This is a genomic window from Salipiger sp. PrR007 (assembly GCF_010499845.1).
GTDB classification, from domain to species: domain Bacteria; phylum Pseudomonadota; class Alphaproteobacteria; order Rhodobacterales; family Rhodobacteraceae; genus Salipiger; species Salipiger pacificus_A.
The window spans coordinates 31,089-53,092 of record NZ_JAAGOZ010000024.1 but is presented as its reverse complement, the minus strand read 5'-3'; the positions used below and the strand labels follow the sequence as shown (position 1 = coordinate 53,092).

Here is a 22,004-nt window from a genome sequence, read left to right as displayed (position 1 = left end):
ACGATGACACAGGTGCTTTCCCGCCGCAGTTTCCTGGCCTCGTCCGCGGGGCTGGTGATCGGCATGACCCTGCCCCTTGCGGCCCGCGCACAGTCCGGGGCGGCCGCGGCCTTTCAGTCCGGGGCGACCGACGAAGCGAGCTTCGCCCCCAACGCCTTCGTGCGCGTCGCGCCCGATGACACCGTGACGGTGATCATCAAGCACATCGAGTTCGGCCAGGGCCCGTTCACCGGCCTCGCCACTCTGGTGGCCGAGGAGATGGACGCCGACTGGGGCCAGATGCGTGCCGAGAACGCCCCGGCCAACGACGAGCTCTACAAGAACCTTGCCTTCGGTATGCAGGGCACCGGCGGGTCGACCGCCATGGCCAACTCCTACATGCAGATGCGCAAGGCCGGCGCCGCTGCCCGCGCCATGCTGGTCGCCGCCGCGGCCGAGGAGTGGGGCGTGCCCGAAAGCGAGATCACTATCTCCAAGGGAGAGATCAGCCACGGCTCGGGCAAAAGCTCGGGTTTCGGCGCGCTGGCGGAGAAGGCTGCCGGGATGACTCCGCCGGAGGACCCGCCGGTGAAATCCGCAGACCAGTTCGTGCTGATCGGGACCGACCTGCCCAAGCTCGACACCAAGGCCAAATCGACTGGCACGGCGATCTTTACCATGGATGTCTACCGCGAGGGCATGCAGACCGTGGTCGTGGCGCATCCGAGCAAACTGGGGGCCACGGTTGCCTCCGTCGACGGCAGCGCGGCGCTCGAGGTTCCCGGGGTCGAGGCCGTGCGGCAGATCCCGCAGGGCGTCGCTGTCTACGCCCGATCCACCCACGCCGCGCTGAAGGGCCGTGAAGCGCTGAGCGTCGAATGGGATGAGAGCGGGGCGGAGACGCGCTCCTCCGCCGAGATCTTCGAGGCGTTCTCGAAAGCAGCGTCGGAGGGCGGCAAGGACGCCGAGATGCTCGGCGACGGGGTGACGGGCATCGACGGGTCCGCTGAGGTGATCGAGGCGGAATTCCGTTTCCCTTATCTCGCCCATGCCCCGATGGAGCCGCTCGACGGCGTCATCGAGGTCCGCGAGGACGGCGCCGAGGTCTGGATGGGCTCGCAGTTCCCCGCGCTCGACAAGCCGACCATTGTGCAGACGCTCGGACTTTCTCCCGAGAGCGTGCAGCTCAACGTGATGCTGGCGGGCGGCAGCTTTGGTCGCCGCGCGCAGGACACTGCGCATTTCGCCGCTGAACTCGCCGAAGTTGCCAAGGCCGCCGGGGCCCCCGGGAGCTTCAAACTGGTCTGGACCCGCGAGGACGATCTGCACGGCGGCTACTACCGTCCGCTTACCATCCACAAGATGCGCGCCGGCCTTGATGGCGACGGCAAGCTGACCGGCTGGGAAGACATCGTCGTCAACCAGTCGATCATGGCGGGGGGGCCGATGGCGCAGATGATGCAGGACGGGATGGACCCGACCTCCTACGAGGGGTCGACCAAGATGCCCTATGACCTCGGCAATCTGCGCGTTGGCTGGGCCCAGCAGGAAAGCCCTGTCTCGGTGCTCTGGTGGCGTTCGGTGGGGCATACGCACACCGGCTATGCCACCGAGGTGTTCCTCGACATGGTGCTCGAGGCGCAGGGCAAGGACCCGGTACAGGGGCGTCTCGACCTCATGCGCGAGGATGCGGCGCGCGACCGCGGCGTGCTCGAGAAGGTCGCCGAGATGGCGGGCTGGGATGGCACCAAGGTCAAGGGCGACAAGGCCTATGGCGTTGCCGTGCACGAGAGCTTCGAGACCTACGTGGCGCAGATCGCCGAGGTCTCGGACGCGGGCGGGCAGCCGCGCGTACACCGGGTCTGGTGTGCCGTTGACTGCGGCGTTGCGGTAAATCCGAACGTGATCCGCGCGCAGATGGAGGGCGGCATCGGCTTCGGCCTCGGCACGGTGCTCTTTGACGAGATCACCTTGGGCGAGGGCGGCGTGGTCCAGCAGTCGAACTTCGACAGCTACCGCATGCTGCGCATTCACGAAATGCCAGAGGTGATGGTCGAGATCATCGCTTCGGACGCCGAGCCCACGGGCGTCGGAGAGCCGGGCGTCCCGCCGATCGGACCCGCCGTCGCCAATGCTTGGCGGGCACTGACCGGCAAAGCGGTGACCGAACTGCCCTTCCTCAAGACCATGGAGGCCTGAGCCATGCGCAAAACGATCCTGATGGCGGCGCTGCTCGGCGCCGCACCCGCCCTTTTCGCCCTGCCCTCCCTTGCCGAGACGGTGAAAGGCCTGCGCACCGTGGACGAGTTCGATGGCATCGAGAACGAAACCGAACGCTCGGTGGCGCTCTTTACCGAGATGATGGCGGTGATCGAGCACCCGCGCTGCCTCAATTGCCACCCTGTCGGCGACAGCCCGCGGCAAGGCATGGACATGCATCCGCATGTGCCGCCAGTGGTGCGGGGGGATGCGGATTTTGGCGCGCCGGGCATGCGCTGTAACACCTGCCACGGCGAGGAGAACTTTGCCTTCACCACCGGCGAAGGCTCCATACCCGGGCATTCACCCTGGCAGCTCGCCCCGATCGAGATGGGCTGGGTTGGCAAGAGCGCCGCGGAAATCTGCGCGCAGCTCAAGGATCCGGAGCGCAACGGCGGGCGCAGCATGGAAGACCTGCATGAGCACAACGCCACGGACGGGCTTGTGGGCTGGGGATGGGAGCCGGGCGAAGGGCGCGAACCTGCCCCCGGTACGCAGGAGGTCTTCGGCCAACTGACGAAAGCGTGGATCGAGACCGGTTCGGCCTGCCCCGATGGCTGATCCTCTCCATCTGGGACTTGGATGGCACAACCAAGTAGGCACCTCCGCAGGAACGACGAAGGACCGGGTGGGGTTCGATCAACGTCCTGGAAGTATGCCAGCGTGGTCGAGTTGATGGGGTGCCCCGCGAACCGAATTCAACCGGAGGCGTGACCCAGGCCCAACGGCGTGGTTAGCTGCGTGCCATGGATGAAGCGGTCATGCTGGGCGGGGAAGTCTGTCTCGGAGCCGAAGTGGCGAGCAATCGCGCGTCGCTCATGGGTGTGCCTTTAATCTCGGTGCCTCTCGCCTAGATAGCTTTAAGCGATCAACTATTCCGACGAGAGCCATGTCCAATTTGCGCCAGCTTCCGAGGGGAGCAAGACCATGATCCCCGCCCTGGCCTTCTTTGCCTTCAGCGTCGGTTACGCGCTCTTTTCATTTCTGATTGCCGTGCTGTTTCGCGACGAGGTGATCGCCGATGTCCTCGGGACGGTGAGATCCGAGCCCGATGTCTCGCTCTGGTACGTGGGTGTGATCGCCCTTGCGTTGGCGTATTGGGCCCTACGCGCAGAGACCCGGCGCGGCGCGAGCCGAGGGAGGGCCGCCGCCAATGTTGCGCTGGTCTTCGGTGCCATCCTCGCCCTGCACCTCGGCTTCACGCTGTTCAAGACCACGATGCCGCAGATCGTGCCCTATTACGCGGATCCCTACCTCGCGCGGTTCGATGCCTGGTTGCATGGGGACACGGACCCTTGGACGGTCATCAACCGGCTCTTCGGCCCCGACATCATGCTGAGCCTCACCCCGCTCTATCACGGACCCTGGCTGATCGCCGCCTTCCTGTTCCCGGTGATCCTCGTGGCCTGTGACCACGATCACACGCGGGTCAAGCGCTATCTGGTGCTCTATTGCGCAAGCTGGATCGTCATTGGCAATATGATCGCCCTCGGCGGCATGTCCGTGGGGCCGGTGTTTTATGACCGGCTCTACGACAGCAACCGCTTTGCCATGCTGACCTGGACGCTGCGCTACGCAGGGGTGGACGGCTCCACGATGGGGGCGCTGCAGGATTACCTGTGGGAAATGTACTCGGCGGGGCGCGAGAGCTTTGGCACCGGGATCTCTGCCTTTGCCTCGGTGCATGTGTCGGTCGCCACGCTGGTCGCGCTCTATTGCGGCGAGCGTTCGGCGCTGTTGGCCTTTCCGGCGGCGCTGTTCTGCGCGGTCATCCTGCTGCTGTCGATCTGGAGCGGCTACCACTACGCCGTGGACGGATACTTCTCCATCGGCGTCATGGCGCTGCTCTGGGCCTACCTGCGCAAGCGCATGGAGCCGGAGGCAGGATCCCTCGGGCTCGGCGGCGGTGCGCTGGGGGGGCTCCAGCGAGTCCGCAAGGACTGACACCCGGAACAAGGCCCCGGCAGTTTCGCAACCCGCTTGGCCTGAGCCATGCAGGGCGGCGCAACCGGGGGGATGTTGATATATGTCATCGCCGGAGCGCGCGTGTCGCACGGAAGGCTGCAGCCAACTCGGGTGTTGCGATGCCGATGCGCCCGGTGAAAGCGGGTCTGCGCTCTACTCGCCCACCGTCCCCCGACCAAGCGTCGCGTAATAGGCGGCGAGATCAGCGACATCCGCATCCGTAAGGTTCCGCGCGGCCGCCTGCATGAGATGGGATCGCGGTGTGTCGGGCGCGGGACCGTCCCGGTAGAGATGCAGCCAGTTGACCAGCCAATAGCCGTCCTGTCCGGCGATCCGCGGGGTGTCGGTCCGCTTGGGTGAGACCCCGTCGGCGCCGCCCTCGTGGCAGGCGGCGCAGCTGGCGATATCTTCGTGCTCGTCGCCCCGCTGCGCCAGCTCGCGCCCCCGCTCGGCATCGCCGAACGGCAGCGCCCTCCCCTGCCAGTCGCCGCTCATCCCCGCGTAGCGTTCGGCGATCGCGGCGCGTGTCTCGGCGGCAAGTGGCGCGGCGAGCGGCTCCATGAAGCCGCTTTCGCGGTGGCCCCCGGCATAGGCGCCGAGCACCAGGTCCAGCCATTCGGCGGACTGGCCGGCCAGCTTCGGCGCCGTGCCGTCGCGGCCCAGCCCGTCCTCGCCGTGGCAGCGTGCGCAGGCCAGTTCCTGCGGAATGGCCCCGGGCAGACCCCCGAAGCGCACGCCTTCGCTTTCATAGCCCCCGGCGCGGCCAAAGGCTGCGTCCTCGTAAGCGGCACGGTCGAAGCTGTCGTAGTGCGACAGGAAGGCTGCCAGCGCCCAAGGCTCGTCGTCGCGGCCCTCGCCGGGCCAACTCGGCATGCCCGTATACTTGAAGCCATGCCGGGCGATCCACCAGAACTCCTTGAGCTCGAAGTCACCGGAGGTAAGCATCGGCGGCTCCGGGCGCATGCCCTTGACCACCGGGTTGCGCGCGATGCCCGGCGCGCCGTGGCAGGTCTGGCAACCGGTGGCGAAATGCCCGGCGCCGAGGCGGATCAGCGCCGGATCGTCGAGGTCGACGTGGCGCGGCACCTCCACCCGGTTCGCCCGCACCCGCACCGCGTTGCGCAGGTACTGGTGCAGCGTCTCTCCCACGCCCGGCAGATGCGGGACCGAGGCCGCGATATTGTAGGGCGCGAACCAGAAGAACGCCGCGCCCCCGACCGCCAGCGCGCCGATGCCCCCCGCGATCCAGCGTTTCAGTCTCATGCCTGCGTCTCCCCGAGTTCCAGAGCCTGCCCCAGCCGGCGCAATGCGGCAACGAGGTAGATCGCGCCCCCTGCCCCGGCCATCAGCGCCCCCGCCACCTGCTGCTCCTGCAGCGCCGAGAGGCCCAGGTGCCCTGCGCAGATGTCCCCGTAGAGCGTGCGCGGCGCGAGGCCGATCAGCGCGCCGAGCAGGGTCATGTGCATTGTCGTGGCCAGCAGCACCACAGCGCCCCCGAAACCGCCCGCCGCGCGCACCGTGGCCCAGAGCAATATCCCGGCGCCCAGAAAGCTGCCTTGCTCCAGAACGAGGCCAGTGGTGCTCAGCCGCGCCCATAGGTGCAACGCCGGAAGGTGCCAGACCCAGACCACGAGCATCTCGGCCACTGCGCCCAGCACCAGCGCCATGGCGCCCGACGGCAGGCGCAGGGCCGGGGCCCAGAGCGCCGGAACCACGGCAGTTACGCCCAGATGCAGCACCATGTGCAGCACCATCGACCCCGCCGCCAGCCCGGGCAGCGGCCCGAGCCAGAGAGCCGCCAGCAGGCCGAGCGCAAGGAGGCGGCGCGGGCTCAGCATTGGCCCAGCACCATGCCGGGGATCACGGTAAAGAGGATCGCCACCGCCGAGAGCACGCAGAGCAGCAGGGCCACGTGGCCGATGAATTTGTCGCGCGCCCGCTCCGAGCTTTCGGTGATCTCCTCGAAGATCACGAAGACGCCACCGTAGCGCCGGATCGCCAGCGCAGCCAGACCTGCGATCACGGCGATGCAGAGCGCCCCGAGCGCGGCGATGATCCAGCGTGGCTCGGCCAGCGGCGTGCCGCGCCCGAGCTTGGCGCACCAGATCGCGGCGACCCAGTAGCTCAGCAGGAAATGCGCCGCCCAGATCGAGGGCGCGGCGACGAGGATCCAGACAGAGCCCTGGTCGATCACCCGCGGCGCCTCGCCGGGCGGGACGGTCTTTTTCCCCTCGGACCGGGCCATCACACCACCCCCATCAGCATCGGGAAGAGCGCCAGCAGCGCGAAGATCACCACCGCCGTCAGCGCGAGGAAGTGGGTGAAGAGCGTCAAGTTCACGCAGTCCGCCCGGTAGCGCGGCGTGCAGCGCCCGCGCCAGATCCGCGCCGCCACATAAAGCCGCATCACCGCGTCGAGCAGTAGGTGCAGTCCCATCCACAGGATCAGCACCCAGACGGTGGCGTCAAAGGAGGTCTCGGTGGGGTTCAGTCCGGCGCTCCATGCCGCCCAGCACCACGCCCCGATCCCAAGCGCGGCAAGCGGCACGCCTCCCAGCAACAAGGCCATCGCCTGTCCCGTGCTGCCGCCCGCCAGACGCTCACGGGCCAGCAGGGCGGTTGCCCAGCCCACCAGCAGCAGTGCCAGACCCAGAAGCAGCCAGCCGAAACCCGGAAGTTTCGCCGCGCCCGGCAGGAAATTGGGCAGCGCGGTCCAGTAGAAGAAATAGCTGAACACCAGCCCCATGAAGGCGGTCATGTCGCCGGTCATGGTGATGAACACCGCCCACCAGCCGGGCGCGTTGTTGCCCTGCGCGTAGGTCGGCAGCACCAGCCCGCGCCCCGCCTCTTTCTCCGGCTTTTCGGGGATCTCCGAAGTGCCGGTCCAGAGCCACCAGAGCGTGAAGCCGACGAAGCCCGCGCCGAAGAGCAGCGTCAGCGTCCACAGGTGGAAGGTGGCGAGGATGAACACCGCGCCGAGGCAGAAGGCCGAACCGAGCGTCAGGTAGCTCGGCCCGCCGACCCGCTGCACGTAGAGCGGGCGCGCGTCGAGGATATCGGTGATGATGAGCTCGCGCTTGCCCTCTTCGGCGTCGGGCAGGAACCACTCGCCCCTGTCCATCTCGCCGAGCAGCTCCTTCTGCTCCCAGAGCGGATATCGGGTGTGGATATAGGGGATCGAGCGCACGCCCCAGGGCTTGTCGGGAACCTCGGCGCTCCATTCCATGGTGCCGGCGTTCCACAGGTTGCGCTCGACCAGCGGCGCCTTGCCGCGTGGCCAGAGCACGTTGACCGCCAGCACCACGAAGCCCGCCGCGAAGATGAAGGCCCCGATCGTGGAGACCATGTTCAGCACCGCCCAGCCGTCGGTCACGTCATAGGTCCAGACCCGCCGCGGCATGCCCATCACCCCGGTCCAGTGCATCGGCAGGAAGGCAAGGTTGAAGCCGCCGAACATCAGCCAGAAGCTCCAGCGCCCCAGCTTGTCGGACATCTTCTTCTGCGTGACGAAGGGGTACCAGTAATGCACCCCGGCAAAGAGCGGGAAGAGCATGCCGCCGATCAGCGTGTAATGGAGGTGCGCCACCACGAAGTAGCTGTCATGCGCTTGCCAGTCGAAGGGCACCAGCGCCACCATGACACCCGTCAGGCCTCCGAAAACAAAGATCGCCAGCGCGCCCCCGGCAAAGAGCATCGGCACGGAGCGGCGTACCTTGCTGACCAGCATGGTCGCGATGAAACAGAAGATCTGGATGCCCGTGGGCACCGCTACTGCTTCGGAGGCGGCCGAGAAGAAAGAGAGCGAGATCTCGGGCAGCCCGGTGGTGAACATGTGGTGCACCCAGAGCCCGAAGCTCAGGAAGGCGACCCCCACTGCCGAAAGCACGATCCACGAATGGCCCACCATGGGACGCTCTGCGAACGTCGGCAGGATGGTCGCGATGAGCGCGATGGAGGGCAGGAAGATGATGTAGACCTCGGGGTGGCCGAAGATCCAGAAAAGGTGCTGCCACAGAAGCGGGTCGCCGCCCCGGTCGGGGTCGAAGAAGGCCCAGCCAAAGGCCCGCTCCATCTCCAGCAGCAGGTCCCCGGCGATCAGCGGCGGGAAGGCAAAAAGGATCATCCCCGCCACCACCAGCACGTACCAGCAATAGAGCGGCACGAGGTTGAGCCGCATCCCCGGCGGGCGCGACTTGAGCACTCCGACGATCAGCTCGACGGCGGCGGCGATGGACGAAACCTCGATGAACGACAGGCCCAGCAGCCAGATGTCCGCCCCCAGCCCGCTGTAGTCCGGGTTGGACGACAGCGGCGCGTACATGAACCAGCCGCCGTCCGGGGCAACGCCGAAGAACACCGAGCCGCAGACGAAGATGCCGCCGATCAGGAAACACCAGTAGCCGAAGGCCGAGAGCCGCGGGAACGGCAGGTCCCGCGCGCCGAGGATCTCGGGCAGGATGAGGATCGCCACCGCCTCGAAAATCGGCACCGCGAAGAGAAACATCATCGCAGTGCCGTGCAGGGTGAAGAGCTGGTTGTAGAGGCTCTGCGACAGCAGATCGTTGTTCGGCACCGCCAGTTGGGCGCGCATCAGCAGAGCCAAGAACCCGGCGAAGGCGAAGAAGGCGAAGGAAGTCAGCAGGTACCATTTGCCCACCGACGAGTTGTTCACCGCCGAGATGCGCCGCCAGCCGGTCGGGGTCTGCCAGACCTTCATCAGGCGCGCGCGCTGCGCCTCGTCGCGCGCCGTGTCGTAGGGCTCGGCGGGGGGGAGCTTCGAGAGGTCGATCTCTTGGGTCATGCGCGGCGCGGTCCCTTATTCGAGGCTCATCAGGAAGCCGACGAGCGCATCCAGCCGCTCGCCTTGCAGGCCCGGATAGGCGGGCATGTCGATCTCGGGCTTCATTTCGTGGGTTTCGGTGATCCAGCGCGCCATGTTCTCCGGGGTCATCGCGTAGATGCCCGCCCCAAGCTTGTCGCGCGAGGCGAGATGGGTGAGATCCGGCCCGACCGCTCCCCGCGCCTCTGTGCCGCGGATGGCATGGCAGGCGCCGCAGCCTTCCTCGTCGAAGACGACGAAACCCCGATCGCCCTCGGCCACCTGCGCGGGCCGCGCTTCGTGTTCAAGCCACCGGGCAAAGTCATCGGGCTCCATCACCACGGCGTCAAAGCGCATCAGCGCATGCGCGCCGCCACAGAACTCGGCGCAGAGGCCGCCCCAGTTGCCGAGCTTTCGGGGGGTCAGCGCCAGCGTCGTCTCGCGGCCCGGGATCATGTCCATCTTGCCCCCCAGCGCCGGAACCCAGAACGAATGGATCACATCGTCGGCGGTCAGCTTGAAGAGGGACCGCTCGCCGAGCGGCAAGCGGATCTCGTTGGCGGTGGTCACCGGGCCCTCGGGCGTTTCGTAAATCACCCGCCACCACCAGCGCTCGCCGTCGACGCGCACCGTCAGCGCGCCGTCATCTGCGGTGATGTCGCGCAGGATCAGCAGCCCCCAGACCAGCAGGCCGCCGACGACAAGCACCGGCAGAACGACACCGCCCCAGACGATGAAACGCCGGGCCTCGCGCTCGCGGTGCGGCTTGGCCTCGGCACGGTGCGCATAGGTGGCCGCGCCGATCACCAGAGCCCAGATCACTCCCGCGCCCGTCAGGACCACCCAGAAAAGCGTCTCGACCGACCGCGCTTCCTCGCCGGCGCCGGCGAGCCAATTGTGGCGCCCCGAGCACCCGGCCAAAAATACCAGTGCCGCCGCCGCTGCCAATGCCCTCAAAGGTTTGCCCTGTCGCTGCAAAATTCTTGCTAAACGATTCAGGAGGCGAAGCGTTCCACGCCAGCCCTGCGAAAGTTACCTCGCGGCGCGGGCGCCCCACGCTCCCTCAGAGGCTTCGCGCGACAAACCCGCGATCTGCCCTATCATCATCCGGCAGGCGGACAGCACCCGCTTCAATTTTACCGGTATTCCCGAAACACCACCGTCGACAGGAGCAAGATCCGTGGCACACCCCAAGATTGCAGTCATCTTCTACTCAACCTATGGCACCAATCACCAGATCGCCCTCGCGGCGGCCGAGGCCGCCAAGGACGCCGGCGCCGAGGTCCGCCTCCTGCGCGTCGCCGAGACCGCACCCGAGGCCGTGGTGAACGGCCAGGATGCCTGGAAGGCGCAGGCCGAGAAGATGGCCGACATCCCCGTCGTCACGCCCGACGACATGGTCTGGGCCGATGGCTATTTCTTCAGCGCCCCAACGCGCTACGGCCAGTCCGCCTCGCAGCTGCGGGCTTTCATCGACACGCTCGGCGGGGTCTGGTCGGAGGGCAAGCTCGCGGGCAAGACGATCACCGCGACCACCAGCGCGCAGAACGTGCACGGCGGCCAAGAGGCGACCACGCTTGGCCTTTACACCACCGCGATGCATTGGGGAGCGATCATCGTGGCGCCGGGTTATACGAGCGACGTCATCTACGCCTCGGGCGGCAACCCCTACGGCTTCTCGACCGAAGCCGGCGCGTTTGACGAGACCGGCAAGGCCTCGGTCTCGCACCAGGCCAAGCGCCTGGTCGACATCACCGCGAAGCTGATCGCCTAACGCGCCTGCCTTGGGCCCTTGCGCACCGGGTTTCAGAACTTGGTGCGCAGGGAGAGGCCCGTCTCGCCCCCGTCTCGCCAAAGGCGCGTCCTCAGGCGTTCCGTGACAAATTCGTGGCGGTTGCTCGCCAATTCCTCTGGCGCGCGTGCCGGGTCGCTCGCCTCGCACCGGCTCAGTAGGGCAGCGCGAGCCGGATCAGCAGCGCCACGGCACCCACCGCGGCGATCCCCGCAAGCCAGAGCCCTACGAACCAGAGCAGCCTCCTGCCCCGCATCAGTGATAGCCCTCAGAGGGGTCGATCTTGCCGCGGAACACCCAGTAGGCGTAGGCGGTGTAGGCCAGGATGATCGGGATCAGGATCACTGTGCCCACGAGCGCGAAGGCAAGGCTGCTGTCGGGCGCCGCGGCCTCGACGATGGTCAGCGAGGGCGGGACGATCATCGGATAGAAGCTGATGCCGATGCCGATGAAGCCCAGCACGAAAAAGCCGAGCGCCGAGAAGAACGGCAGTCGGTCACCGCCGCCTCGCAGCCCCTTCCAGAGACCCGTCGCGCAAAGCAGCACCAGCACAGGTACGGCCACGGAGAAGACCAGCGAGCCGCCGCTGAACCAGCGCTGGAAGTAGACCTCGTCCTGCAGCGGCGTGAAGAGCGACACGAGGCCCAGAAAGACCAGCGTCGCCAGACCCAGCGGCTGCGCCACCCGGCGCATGCGGTCATGCACCCCGCCCTCGAGCTTCATCACGAGCCACGTGGCGCCGAGCAGCGCATAGCCCGTGGCCACCGCCAGCCCGGTGAGCAACGAGAAGGGCGAGAGCCAGTCCCACCAGCCGCCGGCGTAGCCGCGATCCACCACCTCGATGCCCTGCACCAGCCCACCGAGCGCCATGCCTTGCGAGAAGCCCGCCACCAGCGAGCCGCCGAAAAAGGCGAAGTCCCACAGCCGCTTCCAGCGTTTCGTGCGCCAACGGTACTCGAAAGCGACCCCTCGGAAGATCAGCGCGAGAAGCATCAGGATGATCGGCACGTAAAGCGCCGGCATGACCACCGCATAGGCCAGCGGGAAGACCGCGAAGAGCCCGCCGCCGCCCAGCACCAGCCAGGTTTCGTTGCCATCCCAGATCGGCGCGACCGAGTTCATCATCACGTCGCGCTCCTGCTCGGTCTTGGCGAGCGGGAACAGGATGCCGACCCCAAGATCGAACCCGTCGAGGATCACGTAGACCAGCACGGCAAAGGCGATGATCCCTGCCCAAATGAAGGAAAGCTCCAATCCGAGCATGTCAGTCGCTCCTCTCGCCGGGGGTCACTGCAGGGCCTGGCATGATCCCCGCCGTCCGGATCGGCCCGTCGCGCAGGCCGAGCCGCGGCGTATCGGGCGCCTTGCGCATCATCCGCAGCAGGTAAAAGGTGCCCGCTCCGAAGACGAAGAAATAGACGGTGACGAAGCCGATCAGCGAGGTGGTCAGAGCCGGCAGGTCCAACGGCGAATGACTCTCGGAGGTGCGCAGCAGGCCGTAGACCGTCCAGGGTTGGCGGCCGACCTCGGTGGTGATCCATCCCGCCAGCACCGCCACAAAACCCGCCGGACCGAGCGCCACGCAGGCGCGCAGCAACCAGGGATCGCTATAGAGCCGGCCTCGCCAGCGCGCCCAGAGCCCCCAGAGCGCCAGCCCGAGCATGGCAAAGCCGAGCGCCACCATCACCCGGAACGACCAGAACACGATCCAAACCGGCGGCTGATCCTCGACCGGGAATTCCGAGAGGGCCGGGATCTGCCCGTCCCAGCTGTGTGTCAGGATGAGCGAGCCCAGGTGCGGCACCTCGAGCGCATAGTCCAGCTTCTGGTTCTGTTGGTCCGGGATGGCAAAGAGCACCAGCGGCACGCCACCCTCGTGGCGCTCGAAGTGGCCCTCCATCGCGGCGATCTTCGCAGGCTGATGTTCGAGCGTGTTGAGCCCGTGCTGGTCGCCGGCGAAGATCTGCAGCGGCGCCACGAGCACCAGCATCCACATCGCCATCGACAGGCTCCGTTTCGACACCGTGTGGCCGGGCGTCTTAAGAAGCTGGTAGGCCGAGGCGCCGCCGACCACGAGCGCGGTGGTCAGATAGGCCGCCAGCACCATGTGCACCAACCTGTAGGGAAAGGAGGGGTTGAAGACGATCTGCCACCAGTCCTCGGGCACGAACTGGCCGTTCTCGGCGATCGAGAAGCCGGCCGGCGTGTGCATCCAGCTGTTCACCGCGAGGATCCAAGTGGCCGAGATCAGCGTCCCCAGCGCCACCATGCCGGTCGCCAGCATGTGCAGCCCGTCCCCCACCCGGCTACGGCCGAAGAGCATAATCCCCAAAAAGCCCGCCTCGAGGAAGAAGGCGGTCAGCACCTCGTAGGCCATCAACGGCCCGATCACCGGGCCGGCCTTGTCGGAAAACACCGACCAGTTGGTGCCGAACTGGTAGGACATGACGATGCCCGACACCACGCCCATGCCGAAGGCGACGGCGAAGATCTTCTTCCAGAAGTTGAACAGAGACAGATACCGCCCGTCCCGCGTCCACAGCCAGGCGCCGTTGAGCACCGCGAGATAGCTCGCCAGCCCGATCGAGAAGGCCGGGAAGATGATGTGGAACGACACCGTAAAGGCGAACTGGAGCCGGGCGAGAACTTCTGCGGTCATGGCAAATTCCGTCGAAGGTGTGGCTTTAGGTAGAGCTAGCCCCGCCCGCGCATCCGGCAAACAGCCGGACGATCTTCGGGCAATCGGCCGGTCCGGCCGGATCGCTCCGTGGTCGGTCTGCCCCATTGATGGAGACTACGGCACGGCAGCCGCTGCGGATCACCCGGAGGCTTCACGGAACCGGCACCGGCGGAACAATCCCCCCGACGCCCCGGTTGTCCCGAAGCCCCCACGGAGCAAAGGAGCGATGTCATGGACGAAAGAAATTCCTCTGCCGGCCACCGGGCCGACACCCAGGATCCGGACACGCCCTTCGACAGTCACCCGGCCGGCGGTTGGGGCTCACTGAAGGGTGTCGCCCGGATAGCTGGCGAAACCGGTGTCCCCACCGTGGCGACGAAGGTACTGGCCAAGCTCAATAAGCCGGGCGGGGTGATGTGCTCCTCCTGCGCCTGGGCCAAGCCGGCAAAGCCAAGCACCTTTGAATTTTGCGAAAACGGGGCAAAGGCGACCCTCTGGGAGCTTGACCGCAACCGCGCCGGGGCCGAGTTCTTCTCACAGCACACCCTCACCGAGTTGCGCGGCTGGCACGACCATGATCTGGAAAAGTCCGGCCGCCTGACCGAGCCGCTGCGCTACGATCCGGCGCAGGACCGCTATTTGCCGGTCCGCTGGGAGGAGGCGTTTGCCGAGATCGGTCGCGAGCTGCGTGGTATGGCCCCCGAAAAGGCAGTTTTCTATGCCTCCGGCCACGCGGGGCTCGAGGCCTCCTATCTCTACGCGCTTTTCGCCCGCGCCATGGGGCACCAGAACCTGCCGCAAAGCTCGAACATGTGCCACGAGACCACCAGCGTGAACCTCAAGACCTTCATCGGCACACCGGTCGGCACCTGCACGCTCGAGGATTTCGAGCATTGCGACACGATCTTCTTCTTCGGCCAGAACACCGGCACCAACAGCCCGCGCTTCCTGCACGTGCTGAAGGATGCGGTGAAGCGCGGCTGCCGTATTGTCACCTTCAACCCGGTACGCGAGCGCGGGCTGATCGAATTCGCCGACCCGCAGAGCCCGGCGCAGATGACCGTCGGCACACCGACGCGGATCTCCGAGCTTTATTACCAGTTGCGCCCGGGCGGAGACATCGCGGTGATCGCCGGTCTGATGAAATGCGTGCTCGAGGCCGAGGACGCCGCGCCCGGCACCGTGCTGGATCACGGATTCATCACGGAACATACAAGCGGCTTCCCGGAGACGCAGCAGGCCGTACGGGCCGCCAGTTGGGCTGAGATCGAGCGGCACTCAGGGCTGACCGAAGCGATGATCCGCGAGGCGGCGGAGGTGTATCTCTCGGCCAAGACCGCAATAGGCATCTACGGAATGGGCATGACGCAGCATGTCAACGGCTGGCTTAACCTGGGGATGCTGTGCAACCTGCTCCTCATGCGCGGCAATATCGGCAAGTTGGGCGCCGGCATCTCGCCGGTGCGCGGCCATTCCAACGTTCAGGGTCAGCGCACCGTCGGCATCGGCGAGAAATCGGCGCATATGCCAGCAGACAAGCTGCGCGCACTCTTCGGGATCGAAGCACCGACCCGCGAGGGAATGAACGCCGTCCACGCCTGCGAGGGCATCCTCGACGGCCGCGTCGAGGCGATGATCTCGCTCGGCGGCAACCTGATCCGCGCCCTGCCTGATCGGGCGCGCATGGAGGCCGCCTGGCCGCGCCTGCGCCTGACCGTGCATGTGGCCACCAAGCTCAACCGCTCTCACCTTGTGCCGGGCCAGGTCAGCTACATCCTCCCCTGCCTTGGCCGCACCGATCGCGACGTGCAGGCGACCGGCCCGCAGGCCGTCTCGATGGAGGATACCTTCTCGCATATCTACGGCTCGCTCGGCGGGGCCGAGCCACCGTCGGAGACGGTGCGCTCCGAGCTCGCCATCGTGGCGGGCATGGCCAAGGCGACGCTGCCCGAGAACCCGAAGCTGGACTGGGAGGGATGGACTGAAAACTACGATCTGGTGCGCGACCTGATCGCCCAGACCTTCCCTGACGACTTCGCCGACTTCAACGAGCGGTTGATGCAGCCCGGCGGCTTCTACCGTGGAAATCCCGCCCGCGATCGCATCTGGCACACCGAAAGCGGCAAGGCCGGGTTCACCGAGCCCACGACGCTCTCGGCGCTTGGCGAGGCGCCGACGGGGACAGAGGTGATGACGCTGATCACCCTGCGGTCGAACGACCAGTTCAACACCACGATTTACGGCTTTTCCGACCGGCTGCGCGGGCTGAGCGGCGGGCGCGAGATCGTCATGATCAACCGGCGCGAGATGGAGCGGCTCGGCCTTTCCGAGGGGCAGAAGGTGGCGCTGGTCACCGCCGTCGACGATGGCGTGGCCCGGCGGGTCGAGGACTTCAGGATCACCCCCTACGACCTTCCCGATGGCTGCATCGCGGGCTATTATCCCGAACTCAACCCGCTGGTGCCGCTGACCTACCACGAGAAAAATTCCCAGACCCCCGCCTACAAGGGCACACCCGTGAGGATCGTCGCGTGAGCCTGCACCAGAGCCTGACCGGCGAGGGGCCTGCGCTGCCGCCGCAGATCGGGGAAGCCCCCGTGGCGCTGACCTGCGACGGCAGCACGCTCGCGGTGATGATGGCGACCCCCGACGATCTGGAGGACTTCGCGCTCGGGTTCATGTTGACCGAGGGTATCCTCCAGCACCGTGGAGAGCTGCGCGAGCTCGAAATCCTGCACCACCCGAATGGCTTCGAGGCGCGCATGTGGCTGGCGCCAGAGGCGTCCCGTCGCGTGTTGAAGCGCCAGCGCGCCATGGTCGGGCCAGTGGGCTGCGGGCTCTGCGGCATAGACAGCCTTGCCAAGGTGGCGCGCGACCTGCCGAGCTTGCCCGATGGCCCCTGTTTCGACCCGGACGAGCTCGCCGCGGCGCCTGAACGGCTCCGCGCGCACCAGCCCTTGCACGATCGCACGCGCGCCTGCCATGCGGCGGGCTTTCTGGTGCCAGGCCGCGGCATCGTGATGGCCCGCGAAGACGTGGGACGGCACAACGCGCTCGACAAGCTGGCCGGCGCGCTGTGCCAGGCCGACCAGAACCCTGCGGAAGGCGCGGTGATCATCTCGTCGCGCGTGTCGACGGAGATGGTGCAGAAGACCATCGCGCTCGGCGCAACGGCTCTGGTCGCCCCCAGCGCCGCAACCGACTACGCGCTGCGCATCGCGCTGGACGCCGGCCTGACGCTCGTCGCCCGCGGCACAGGGCGGGCGCCGTGCTGTCTTAGCGGCGCGAGGAGGCTGGCGGGATGGACCAGCCCCCCCGCACGTCCTACCCTTCGGTGAGGCACGTGGGGCAGGCCGAGGGGTCAGAGGGACGTCAAGAACCCCTTGAATTCCTCGGCAGCGGGCATGCGCACCGGCGTCTCCGCGGCGCACCCGAGCAGCCGGTTGGTCATCCGCTCCTCGAGGCTCAGCCGGTCCTCGAGCATCGCCCGTCCCCCGGCGAAGTCGCCCGCTGCGCAGAGCTGGCGCGCCTGCCCGAGGACCACCCAGCGCATCCGCCACGCGTGCTGCAGCAAGCTCACGGTCATGTCGATGTCGATCACGTCGAAGGCCCTTTCCCGGACGCCCTCGGCGACGAGCCGTCGCAATAGCGGCGTGGCCCGCTGCCGGGTTTCCTCTTCGAGCTTGAGAAAGATCGACTCGTTCCCGGCCATCATCGCGATACGGATCACCGCCACGATCTTTTCGGCATGGTCGAGTTCCCAGCGGGTCGTGCCCCCGAGATAGGCGGTGAAGCGCGCGACCGCGCCGCCCGGGCTCCGCTCGTGGACCGCCTGGCCTGCTGCGGTGCACGCGTCGGTGAACCGCAGCAAAAGCGCCTCGAGGACGTCCTCCTTCGAGGTGAAGTGGTGGTAGAAGCCGCCCTTGGAGATCCCTGCCCCCTCGAGAAGAAGGGCCACGGTCACCTCTTCCCACGGGTGGGTGGACAGTAGCTCGGCCGCGACATCCAGGATCGCCGTGCGGCGGTCCCCTGCGGTCATTCTGGAACGTTTGGCGGTCACGATTACGTTCTCCGTCATCTGCGCCCTTGATTACAGACCGACGGTCGGTATGTAAAGGCGCGCAGACCGAGTTCCGATCACGCCCTCATGAGCGAAGGTGCACCAGCATGACCGACCGCCCCGACGCCGCGCCCCAAGGACCGGCGCTGCAGTTCGAAACCGACCGCGGCTCCTCGCGGCCGCTCTGGATCGCCATCGCACTGGTGGGGGCTCTCGTCGCCTGGATGGGCAGCGGCTTCCTCTTCCCCGGTGCCGAGCCAAAGAACGAGGCCGTCGCCAAGGAGCCGCTGCCACCCTCGGTGAGGGTCCGCCCCTCGCAGGCGGAGCCGGTCACGCTGAGCTACCGCGCCGAGGGTCAGGCGCTGCCCGATCGTGACACCGAGGTGATCGCCGAGACCGCGGGCACGGTGATCGAGGTGCCCTTCTCCAAGGGCGACCGAGTGGATCCGGGAGACATCCTCGCCCGCCTCGACTCGACCCGCGCCGAGGCCGCGCTGGCCCAGGCCAAGGAACAGCGCACCAATGCCCGGCGGGAATTCGACAATGCCGCGCAGCTTTTCGAGCGCGGCGTCGCCACCAACGACCGGCTGTCCGACGCCCGCGCCGCGCTGGCCGTCGCCGAGGCCGACGTGGCAAGCGCCGAGGAGGCCATCGGCAATCTCGTCGTCGAAGCCCCCTTCGCGGGGCGCATCGAGGCGCTGCCTGCCAGCGAGGGCGAATACGTGCAGGCCGGTGCCACCATCTCGCGCATCGTGGACAACGACCCGCTCACCGTTGCCATCCAGGTGCCGCAGCAGGCCTTGAGCCGGATCCGCGAGGGACAGAGCGCCGAGGTCAGTTTCATCACCGGCCAGACCCGCGAGGGGCGCGTCAGCTTCGTCGGTGCCGCCGCGGCCGCCGAGACCCGCACGTTCCTGACAGAGATCGAGGTCGCCAACCCCGGCGGCGAGGTGCCCGCGGGCATCTCGGCGCAGGTCACCATCCCCACCGGCGAGGCCAAGGCGCATCGCGTCGTTCCATCGATCATCTCGCTCGACGAGGCCGGTCAGATCGGGCTGAAGACCGTCGAGGACGGGCGCGTCGTTTTCCATCCGGTCCAGATCGTGAAGACGGAGATCGACAGCGTCTGGGTCACCGGGCTCGACGACGAAGCGACGCTCATCACCCTTGGACAGGGCTTCGTGCGCGACGGCGAGGACGTCCGCGCCGAGCGGGAGGAAAGCACAGGGCAAGGCTCCGCCGCCACTGCCGCCCTGCCGCTCGACCTCGCCGAGGACACCCAATGAACAGCCTGATCGACGCCGCCTTCTCCCGCGGCCGCGCGGTGATGATCCTGCTGGGGATGATCCTCGCCTTCGGCGCCGTGGCCTATGTCTCGATCCCCAAGGAGGCGAACCCCGAGGTTCCCCTGCCGCTCGTCTACGTCAGCACGACGCTCGACGGTATCAGCCCCTCGGACGCGGAGCGGCTGCTCATCGAGCCTATGGAGGCCGAGTTCGGCGCCATCGAGGGGCTCGAGAAGATGTCGGCCGAGGCCACCGAGGGCTTTGCCAGCGTGCAGCTCGAATTCGCCGCCGGCGGCGACATCGACGAGGCGCTCGACAAGGTACGTGAGGCCGCCGACACGGTGCAGAGCGACCTGCCCGAGGATGCGACCACGCTCAACGTCACCGAGATCAACACCGCGCTCTTCCCGATCATCACCGCCGTGCTGTCCGGCCCCCTGCCCGAGCGGACGCTGAACGACATCGCCGAGGCGGTGCAGGACAAGCTCGAGGCGCTGCCTGGCGTGCTCGAGGTGGACATCGGCGGCGCGCGCGAGGAATTCCTCGAGGTGCTGATCGATCCCACGGTCTTTCAGACCTACAACCTCAGCTTCGAGAGCCTGACCAGCCAGCTTCAGCGCAACAACCAGCTGATCGCGGCGGGCGCCATCGAGACCGGCGGCGGGCGCATCGTGCTGAAGGTGCCCGGCCTTATCGAGGATCTCGAGGATGTGATGGACATGCCGGTCAAGGTCGACGGCACCACCGTCGTCACCTTCGGCGATGTCGCCACGGTGCGCCGCACCTTCGAGGACCCCACCGGCTATGCGCGCATCGACGGCCAGCCCTCGCTCGCACTCGAGGTCACCAAGCGCTCGGGGGCCAACATCATCGACACGGTTGCGGCCAGCAAAGAGGTCATCGACGAGATGAGCGCCGACTGGCCGGATAGCCTGCGCGTGACCTACCTTCAGGATCAGTCCGAGCAGGTGAAGACGCTGCTTTCGGACCTCGAGGCCAACGTCATGGCCGCCATCATGCTGGTGATGATCGTCATCATCTTTGCGCTCGGTTTCCGCTCGGCGATCCTCGTTGGCCTGTCGATCCCCGGCGCCTTTCTTGCCGGTGTCGCGATCATCTGGGCGATGGGCTACACGATGAACATCGTCGTGCTCTTCGCGCTGATCCTCGTGGTGGGCATGCTGGTCGACGGCGCCATCGTCACGGTCGAACTGGCCGATCGCCGCCTGCAGGAGGGCGACAGCCCCAAGGCCGCCTACGCCCATGCCGCCAAACGCATGGCCTGGCCGATCATCGCCTCGACCGCCACCACCCTTTCGGTGTTCTTCCCGCTGCTGTTCTGGACCGGCCTCATCGGGCAGTTCATGAAGTACCTGCCGATCACGGTCATCCTGACCCTCGGGGCCTCGCTCTTCATGGCGCTGATCTTCATTCCGGTCCTCGGCGGCATGATCGGCCGCAACCAGCCGCAGACCGCGCGCGCCAAGGCGGCGCTGCACGCCGCCGAACGCGGCGACCCGCGGCAGATCGGTGGGCTCATCGGGGCTTATGTGCGACTGCTCGAACGCGCCATCCTGCGCCCCTGGACGACCATCGTCCTGGCGCTGGCGCTGCTGCTTGGCGGCTTCGCGCTTTACGGCCAGTTCGGGCGCGGCATCTCGTTCTTCCCGTCGGTCGAGCCCGAGTTCATGCAGGTGCAGGTGCGCGCCCGTGACAACCTGTCGATCTACGAGCGCGACGATCTGGTGCGCAAGGTCGAAGACCGGCTTGTCGGCACCGAGGGCATCGAGAGCGTCTACGCTCGCTCGACCATGAGCGCCGGAGGCGGCGAGGAGGACGTGATCGGCACGCTTCAGCTTGACCTCGTGGACTGGCAGGAGCGCCGGACCGCCGACGAGATCGGCGCCGAAATCCGTGACAAGATGGCCGATATTGCCGGCATCGACGTGCAGGTCGAGACAGAAAGCGGCGGACCCTCGAGCGGCAAGCCGGTGAACCTCAGGGTCTCGGCGAGCGACGCCTCGGAACAGAGCGCCTCGGTGGATGCCGTCCTGGCCGCGATGGAACGTGTCGGCGGCTTCACAGACGTCACCGACACCCGCCCTCTGCCCGGGGTCGAGGTGGCGATCAACGTCGACCGCGCCGAGGCGGCGCGCTTCGGGGCCGACGTCAGCCTGCTCGGCCAGGCGGTGCAGCTGCTCACCCAGGGCATCACCGTGACCGACTACCGGCCGCCGGACGCCGACGGCGAGCTCGACGTGCGCGTGCGCTTCCCCAACGACTCCCGCTCGCTGTCGGAACTGACGAACCTGCGTGTGCCGACCTCGGCGGGTCTCGTGCCGATCTCGAACTTCGTGACCTTCGAGCCAGTCGAGCGCGTCGGCGTCATCCGCCGGATCGACGAAAAGCGCGTCACCACCATCGAGGCGAACGTCGCGCCCGGGCTTTTGGTCAACGATCAGGTCACCGCCCTGCGCGCCGAGCTCGACAGGGCGGATCTACCCGAGAGCGCCAGTTACGACTTCGCCGGCGAAGCCGAGGATCAGCAGGAATCGATGATCTTCCTTGCGCTCGCCTTCGTTGCCGCCATCGTGCTGATGTTCCTGATCCTCGTGGTGCAGTTCAACAGCATCTACCAGTCCGCCGTGGTGATGAGCGCCATCGTCTTCTCGATCGGCGGCGTGCTGCTGGGGCTGGTCGTCACCGGGCGCCCCTTCGGCATCGTCATGGGCGGCGTCGGGGTGATCGCGCTGGCAGGCATCGTGGTGAACAACAACATCGTGCTGATCGATGCCTACAATGACCTGCGCAGGGCCGGGCTCTCGCCGCTCGAAGCCGCGCTGCGGACCGGCGCGCAACGCCTGCGCCCGGTGGTGCTCACCTCGGTCACCACGGCGCTCGGCCTGATGCCGATGGTGCTGGGGATGAACATCAACTTCATCGACCGCGAGATCGTCTTCGGCGCGCCCTCGACTCAGTATTGGACGGAACTGTCGAGCGCGATCGCCGGCGGGCTGGTGATTGCCACGGTGCTCACCCTCGTGGTGACCCCTGCGATGCTCATGCTGCGAGAGAAACCGGGTAGGCGCGCCTTGGGCACGCAGGCTGCGCAGCCTGCGGAGTGACGCCAAGCGACAGGGTGCCCTGGCACGATCAGTTCTCTCC

17 protein-coding genes are annotated in these 22,004 nt (G+C 67.1%); 8 read left to right on the top strand and 9 right to left on the bottom strand.

Annotation, left to right across the window (positions count from 1 at the left end):
- Positions 1 to 3 precede the first annotated feature (3 nt).
- The 3 genes from G0Q01_RS11740 (at position 4) to G0Q01_RS11730 (ending at position 4,182) form a co-directional block, all read left to right on the top strand.
- Positions 4 to 2,178, top strand: coding sequence for a xanthine dehydrogenase family protein molybdopterin-binding subunit (locus tag G0Q01_RS11740; RefSeq protein WP_164195849.1), 2,175 nt, complete (start codon positions 4 to 6; stop codon positions 2,176 to 2,178).
- Positions 2,179 to 2,181: 3 nt separating this feature from the next.
- The gene (locus G0Q01_RS11735; protein WP_164213388.1) at positions 2,182 to 2,799 is read left to right on the top strand and encodes an Isoquinoline 1-oxidoreductase subunit; all 618 of its coding nucleotides are present in this window, start codon (positions 2,182 to 2,184) and stop codon (positions 2,797 to 2,799) included.
- Positions 2,800 to 3,165: 366 nt separating this feature from the next.
- Entirely contained in the window at positions 3,166 to 4,182 is a 1,017-nt protein-coding gene (locus G0Q01_RS11730; protein ID WP_164195845.1) for a phosphatase PAP2 family protein, read from the top strand.
- A 174-nt stretch (positions 4,183 to 4,356) separates the two neighbouring features.
- Here G0Q01_RS11730 and G0Q01_RS11725 read toward each other — a convergent pair whose 3' ends face one another.
- From G0Q01_RS11725 to coxB, 5 genes are read right to left on the bottom strand one after another with little or no spacing between them, the layout of a single operon-like run.
- Positions 4,357 to 5,466 carry a c-type cytochrome gene (locus tag G0Q01_RS11725; RefSeq protein ID WP_235940081.1) on the bottom strand — a complete coding sequence of 370 codons (1,110 nt, stop codon included), beginning with the start codon at positions 5,464 to 5,466 and terminating at the stop codon, positions 4,357 to 4,359.
- Positions 5,463 to 6,041 carry a cytochrome c oxidase assembly protein gene (locus tag G0Q01_RS11720; protein WP_164195843.1) on the bottom strand — a complete coding sequence of 193 codons (579 nt, stop codon included), beginning with the start codon at positions 6,039 to 6,041 and terminating at the stop codon, positions 5,463 to 5,465. The genes G0Q01_RS11725 and G0Q01_RS11720 overlap by 4 nt, the downstream gene beginning before the upstream one ends.
- Complete coding sequence (locus G0Q01_RS11715; protein ID WP_164195840.1) at positions 6,035 to 6,448, bottom strand: hypothetical protein; 414 nt, start codon at positions 6,446 to 6,448, stop codon at positions 6,035 to 6,037. The genes G0Q01_RS11720 and G0Q01_RS11715 overlap by 7 nt, the downstream gene beginning before the upstream one ends.
- The gene (gene ctaD, locus G0Q01_RS11710) at positions 6,448 to 9,003 is read right to left on the bottom strand and encodes a cytochrome c oxidase subunit I (RefSeq protein WP_164213387.1); all 2,556 of its coding nucleotides are present in this window, start codon (positions 9,001 to 9,003) and stop codon (positions 6,448 to 6,450) included. The genes G0Q01_RS11715 and ctaD overlap by 1 nt, the downstream gene beginning before the upstream one ends.
- 15 nt (positions 9,004 to 9,018) lie before the next feature.
- A complete protein-coding gene (gene coxB / locus G0Q01_RS11705) occupies positions 9,019 to 9,978 on the bottom strand; it encodes a cytochrome c oxidase subunit II (RefSeq protein ID WP_164195836.1) in 960 nt (319 codons plus the stop codon).
- Positions 9,979 to 10,201: 223 nt separating this feature from the next.
- Here coxB and wrbA point away from each other — a divergent pair, with 223 nt between their 5' ends.
- Positions 10,202 to 10,795, top strand: a complete 594-nt coding sequence (gene wrbA / locus G0Q01_RS11700; RefSeq protein ID WP_108970369.1) for an NAD(P)H:quinone oxidoreductase type IV — start codon at positions 10,202 to 10,204, stop codon at positions 10,793 to 10,795.
- Between the two features lie 172 nt (positions 10,796 to 10,967).
- Here wrbA and G0Q01_RS11695 read toward each other — a convergent pair whose 3' ends face one another.
- Genes G0Q01_RS11695 through G0Q01_RS11685 form a run of 3 tightly spaced genes read right to left on the bottom strand, consistent with a single transcriptional unit; the run spans position 10,968 to position 13,472 of the window.
- Complete coding sequence (locus tag G0Q01_RS11695; protein WP_108970368.1) at positions 10,968 to 11,069, bottom strand: DUF2474 family protein; 102 nt, start codon at positions 11,067 to 11,069, stop codon at positions 10,968 to 10,970.
- The gene (cydB, locus tag G0Q01_RS11690; protein WP_164195834.1) at positions 11,069 to 12,076 is read right to left on the bottom strand and encodes a cytochrome d ubiquinol oxidase subunit II; all 1,008 of its coding nucleotides are present in this window, start codon (positions 12,074 to 12,076) and stop codon (positions 11,069 to 11,071) included. Before cydB ends, G0Q01_RS11695 begins: the two co-directional genes overlap by 1 nt.
- Position 12,077: 1 nt before the next feature.
- Positions 12,078 to 13,472, bottom strand: a complete 1,395-nt coding sequence (locus tag G0Q01_RS11685; RefSeq protein ID WP_164195832.1) for a cytochrome ubiquinol oxidase subunit I — start codon at positions 13,470 to 13,472, stop codon at positions 12,078 to 12,080.
- Between the two features lie 252 nt (positions 13,473 to 13,724).
- Between G0Q01_RS11685 and G0Q01_RS11680 the strand changes: the two genes are divergently transcribed.
- A complete protein-coding gene (locus G0Q01_RS11680) occupies positions 13,725 to 16,028 on the top strand; it encodes an FdhF/YdeP family oxidoreductase (protein WP_164213386.1) in 2,304 nt (767 codons plus the stop codon).
- The gene (fdhD, locus tag G0Q01_RS11675) at positions 16,025 to 16,831 is read left to right on the top strand and encodes a formate dehydrogenase accessory sulfurtransferase FdhD (RefSeq protein WP_164195827.1); all 807 of its coding nucleotides are present in this window, start codon (positions 16,025 to 16,027) and stop codon (positions 16,829 to 16,831) included. The genes G0Q01_RS11680 and fdhD overlap by 4 nt, the downstream gene beginning before the upstream one ends.
- Before the next feature lie 23 nt (positions 16,832 to 16,854).
- Here fdhD and G0Q01_RS11670 read toward each other — a convergent pair whose 3' ends face one another.
- Complete coding sequence (locus tag G0Q01_RS11670; RefSeq protein WP_164195825.1) at positions 16,855 to 17,553, bottom strand: TetR/AcrR family transcriptional regulator; 699 nt, start codon at positions 17,551 to 17,553, stop codon at positions 16,855 to 16,857.
- Positions 17,554 to 17,660: 107 nt separating this feature from the next.
- Here G0Q01_RS11670 and G0Q01_RS11665 point away from each other — a divergent pair, with 107 nt between their 5' ends.
- Both G0Q01_RS11665 and G0Q01_RS11660 read left to right on the top strand, forming a co-directional pair.
- Complete coding sequence (locus G0Q01_RS11665) at positions 17,661 to 18,839, top strand: efflux RND transporter periplasmic adaptor subunit (protein ID WP_164195822.1); 1,179 nt, start codon at positions 17,661 to 17,663, stop codon at positions 18,837 to 18,839.
- Positions 18,836 to 21,964: an efflux RND transporter permease subunit gene (locus G0Q01_RS11660; protein WP_164213385.1), complete on the top strand. Its 3,129-nt coding sequence runs from the start codon at positions 18,836 to 18,838 to the stop codon at positions 21,962 to 21,964. Before G0Q01_RS11665 ends, G0Q01_RS11660 begins: the two co-directional genes overlap by 4 nt.
- Positions 21,965 to 22,004: the final 40 nt, after the last annotated feature.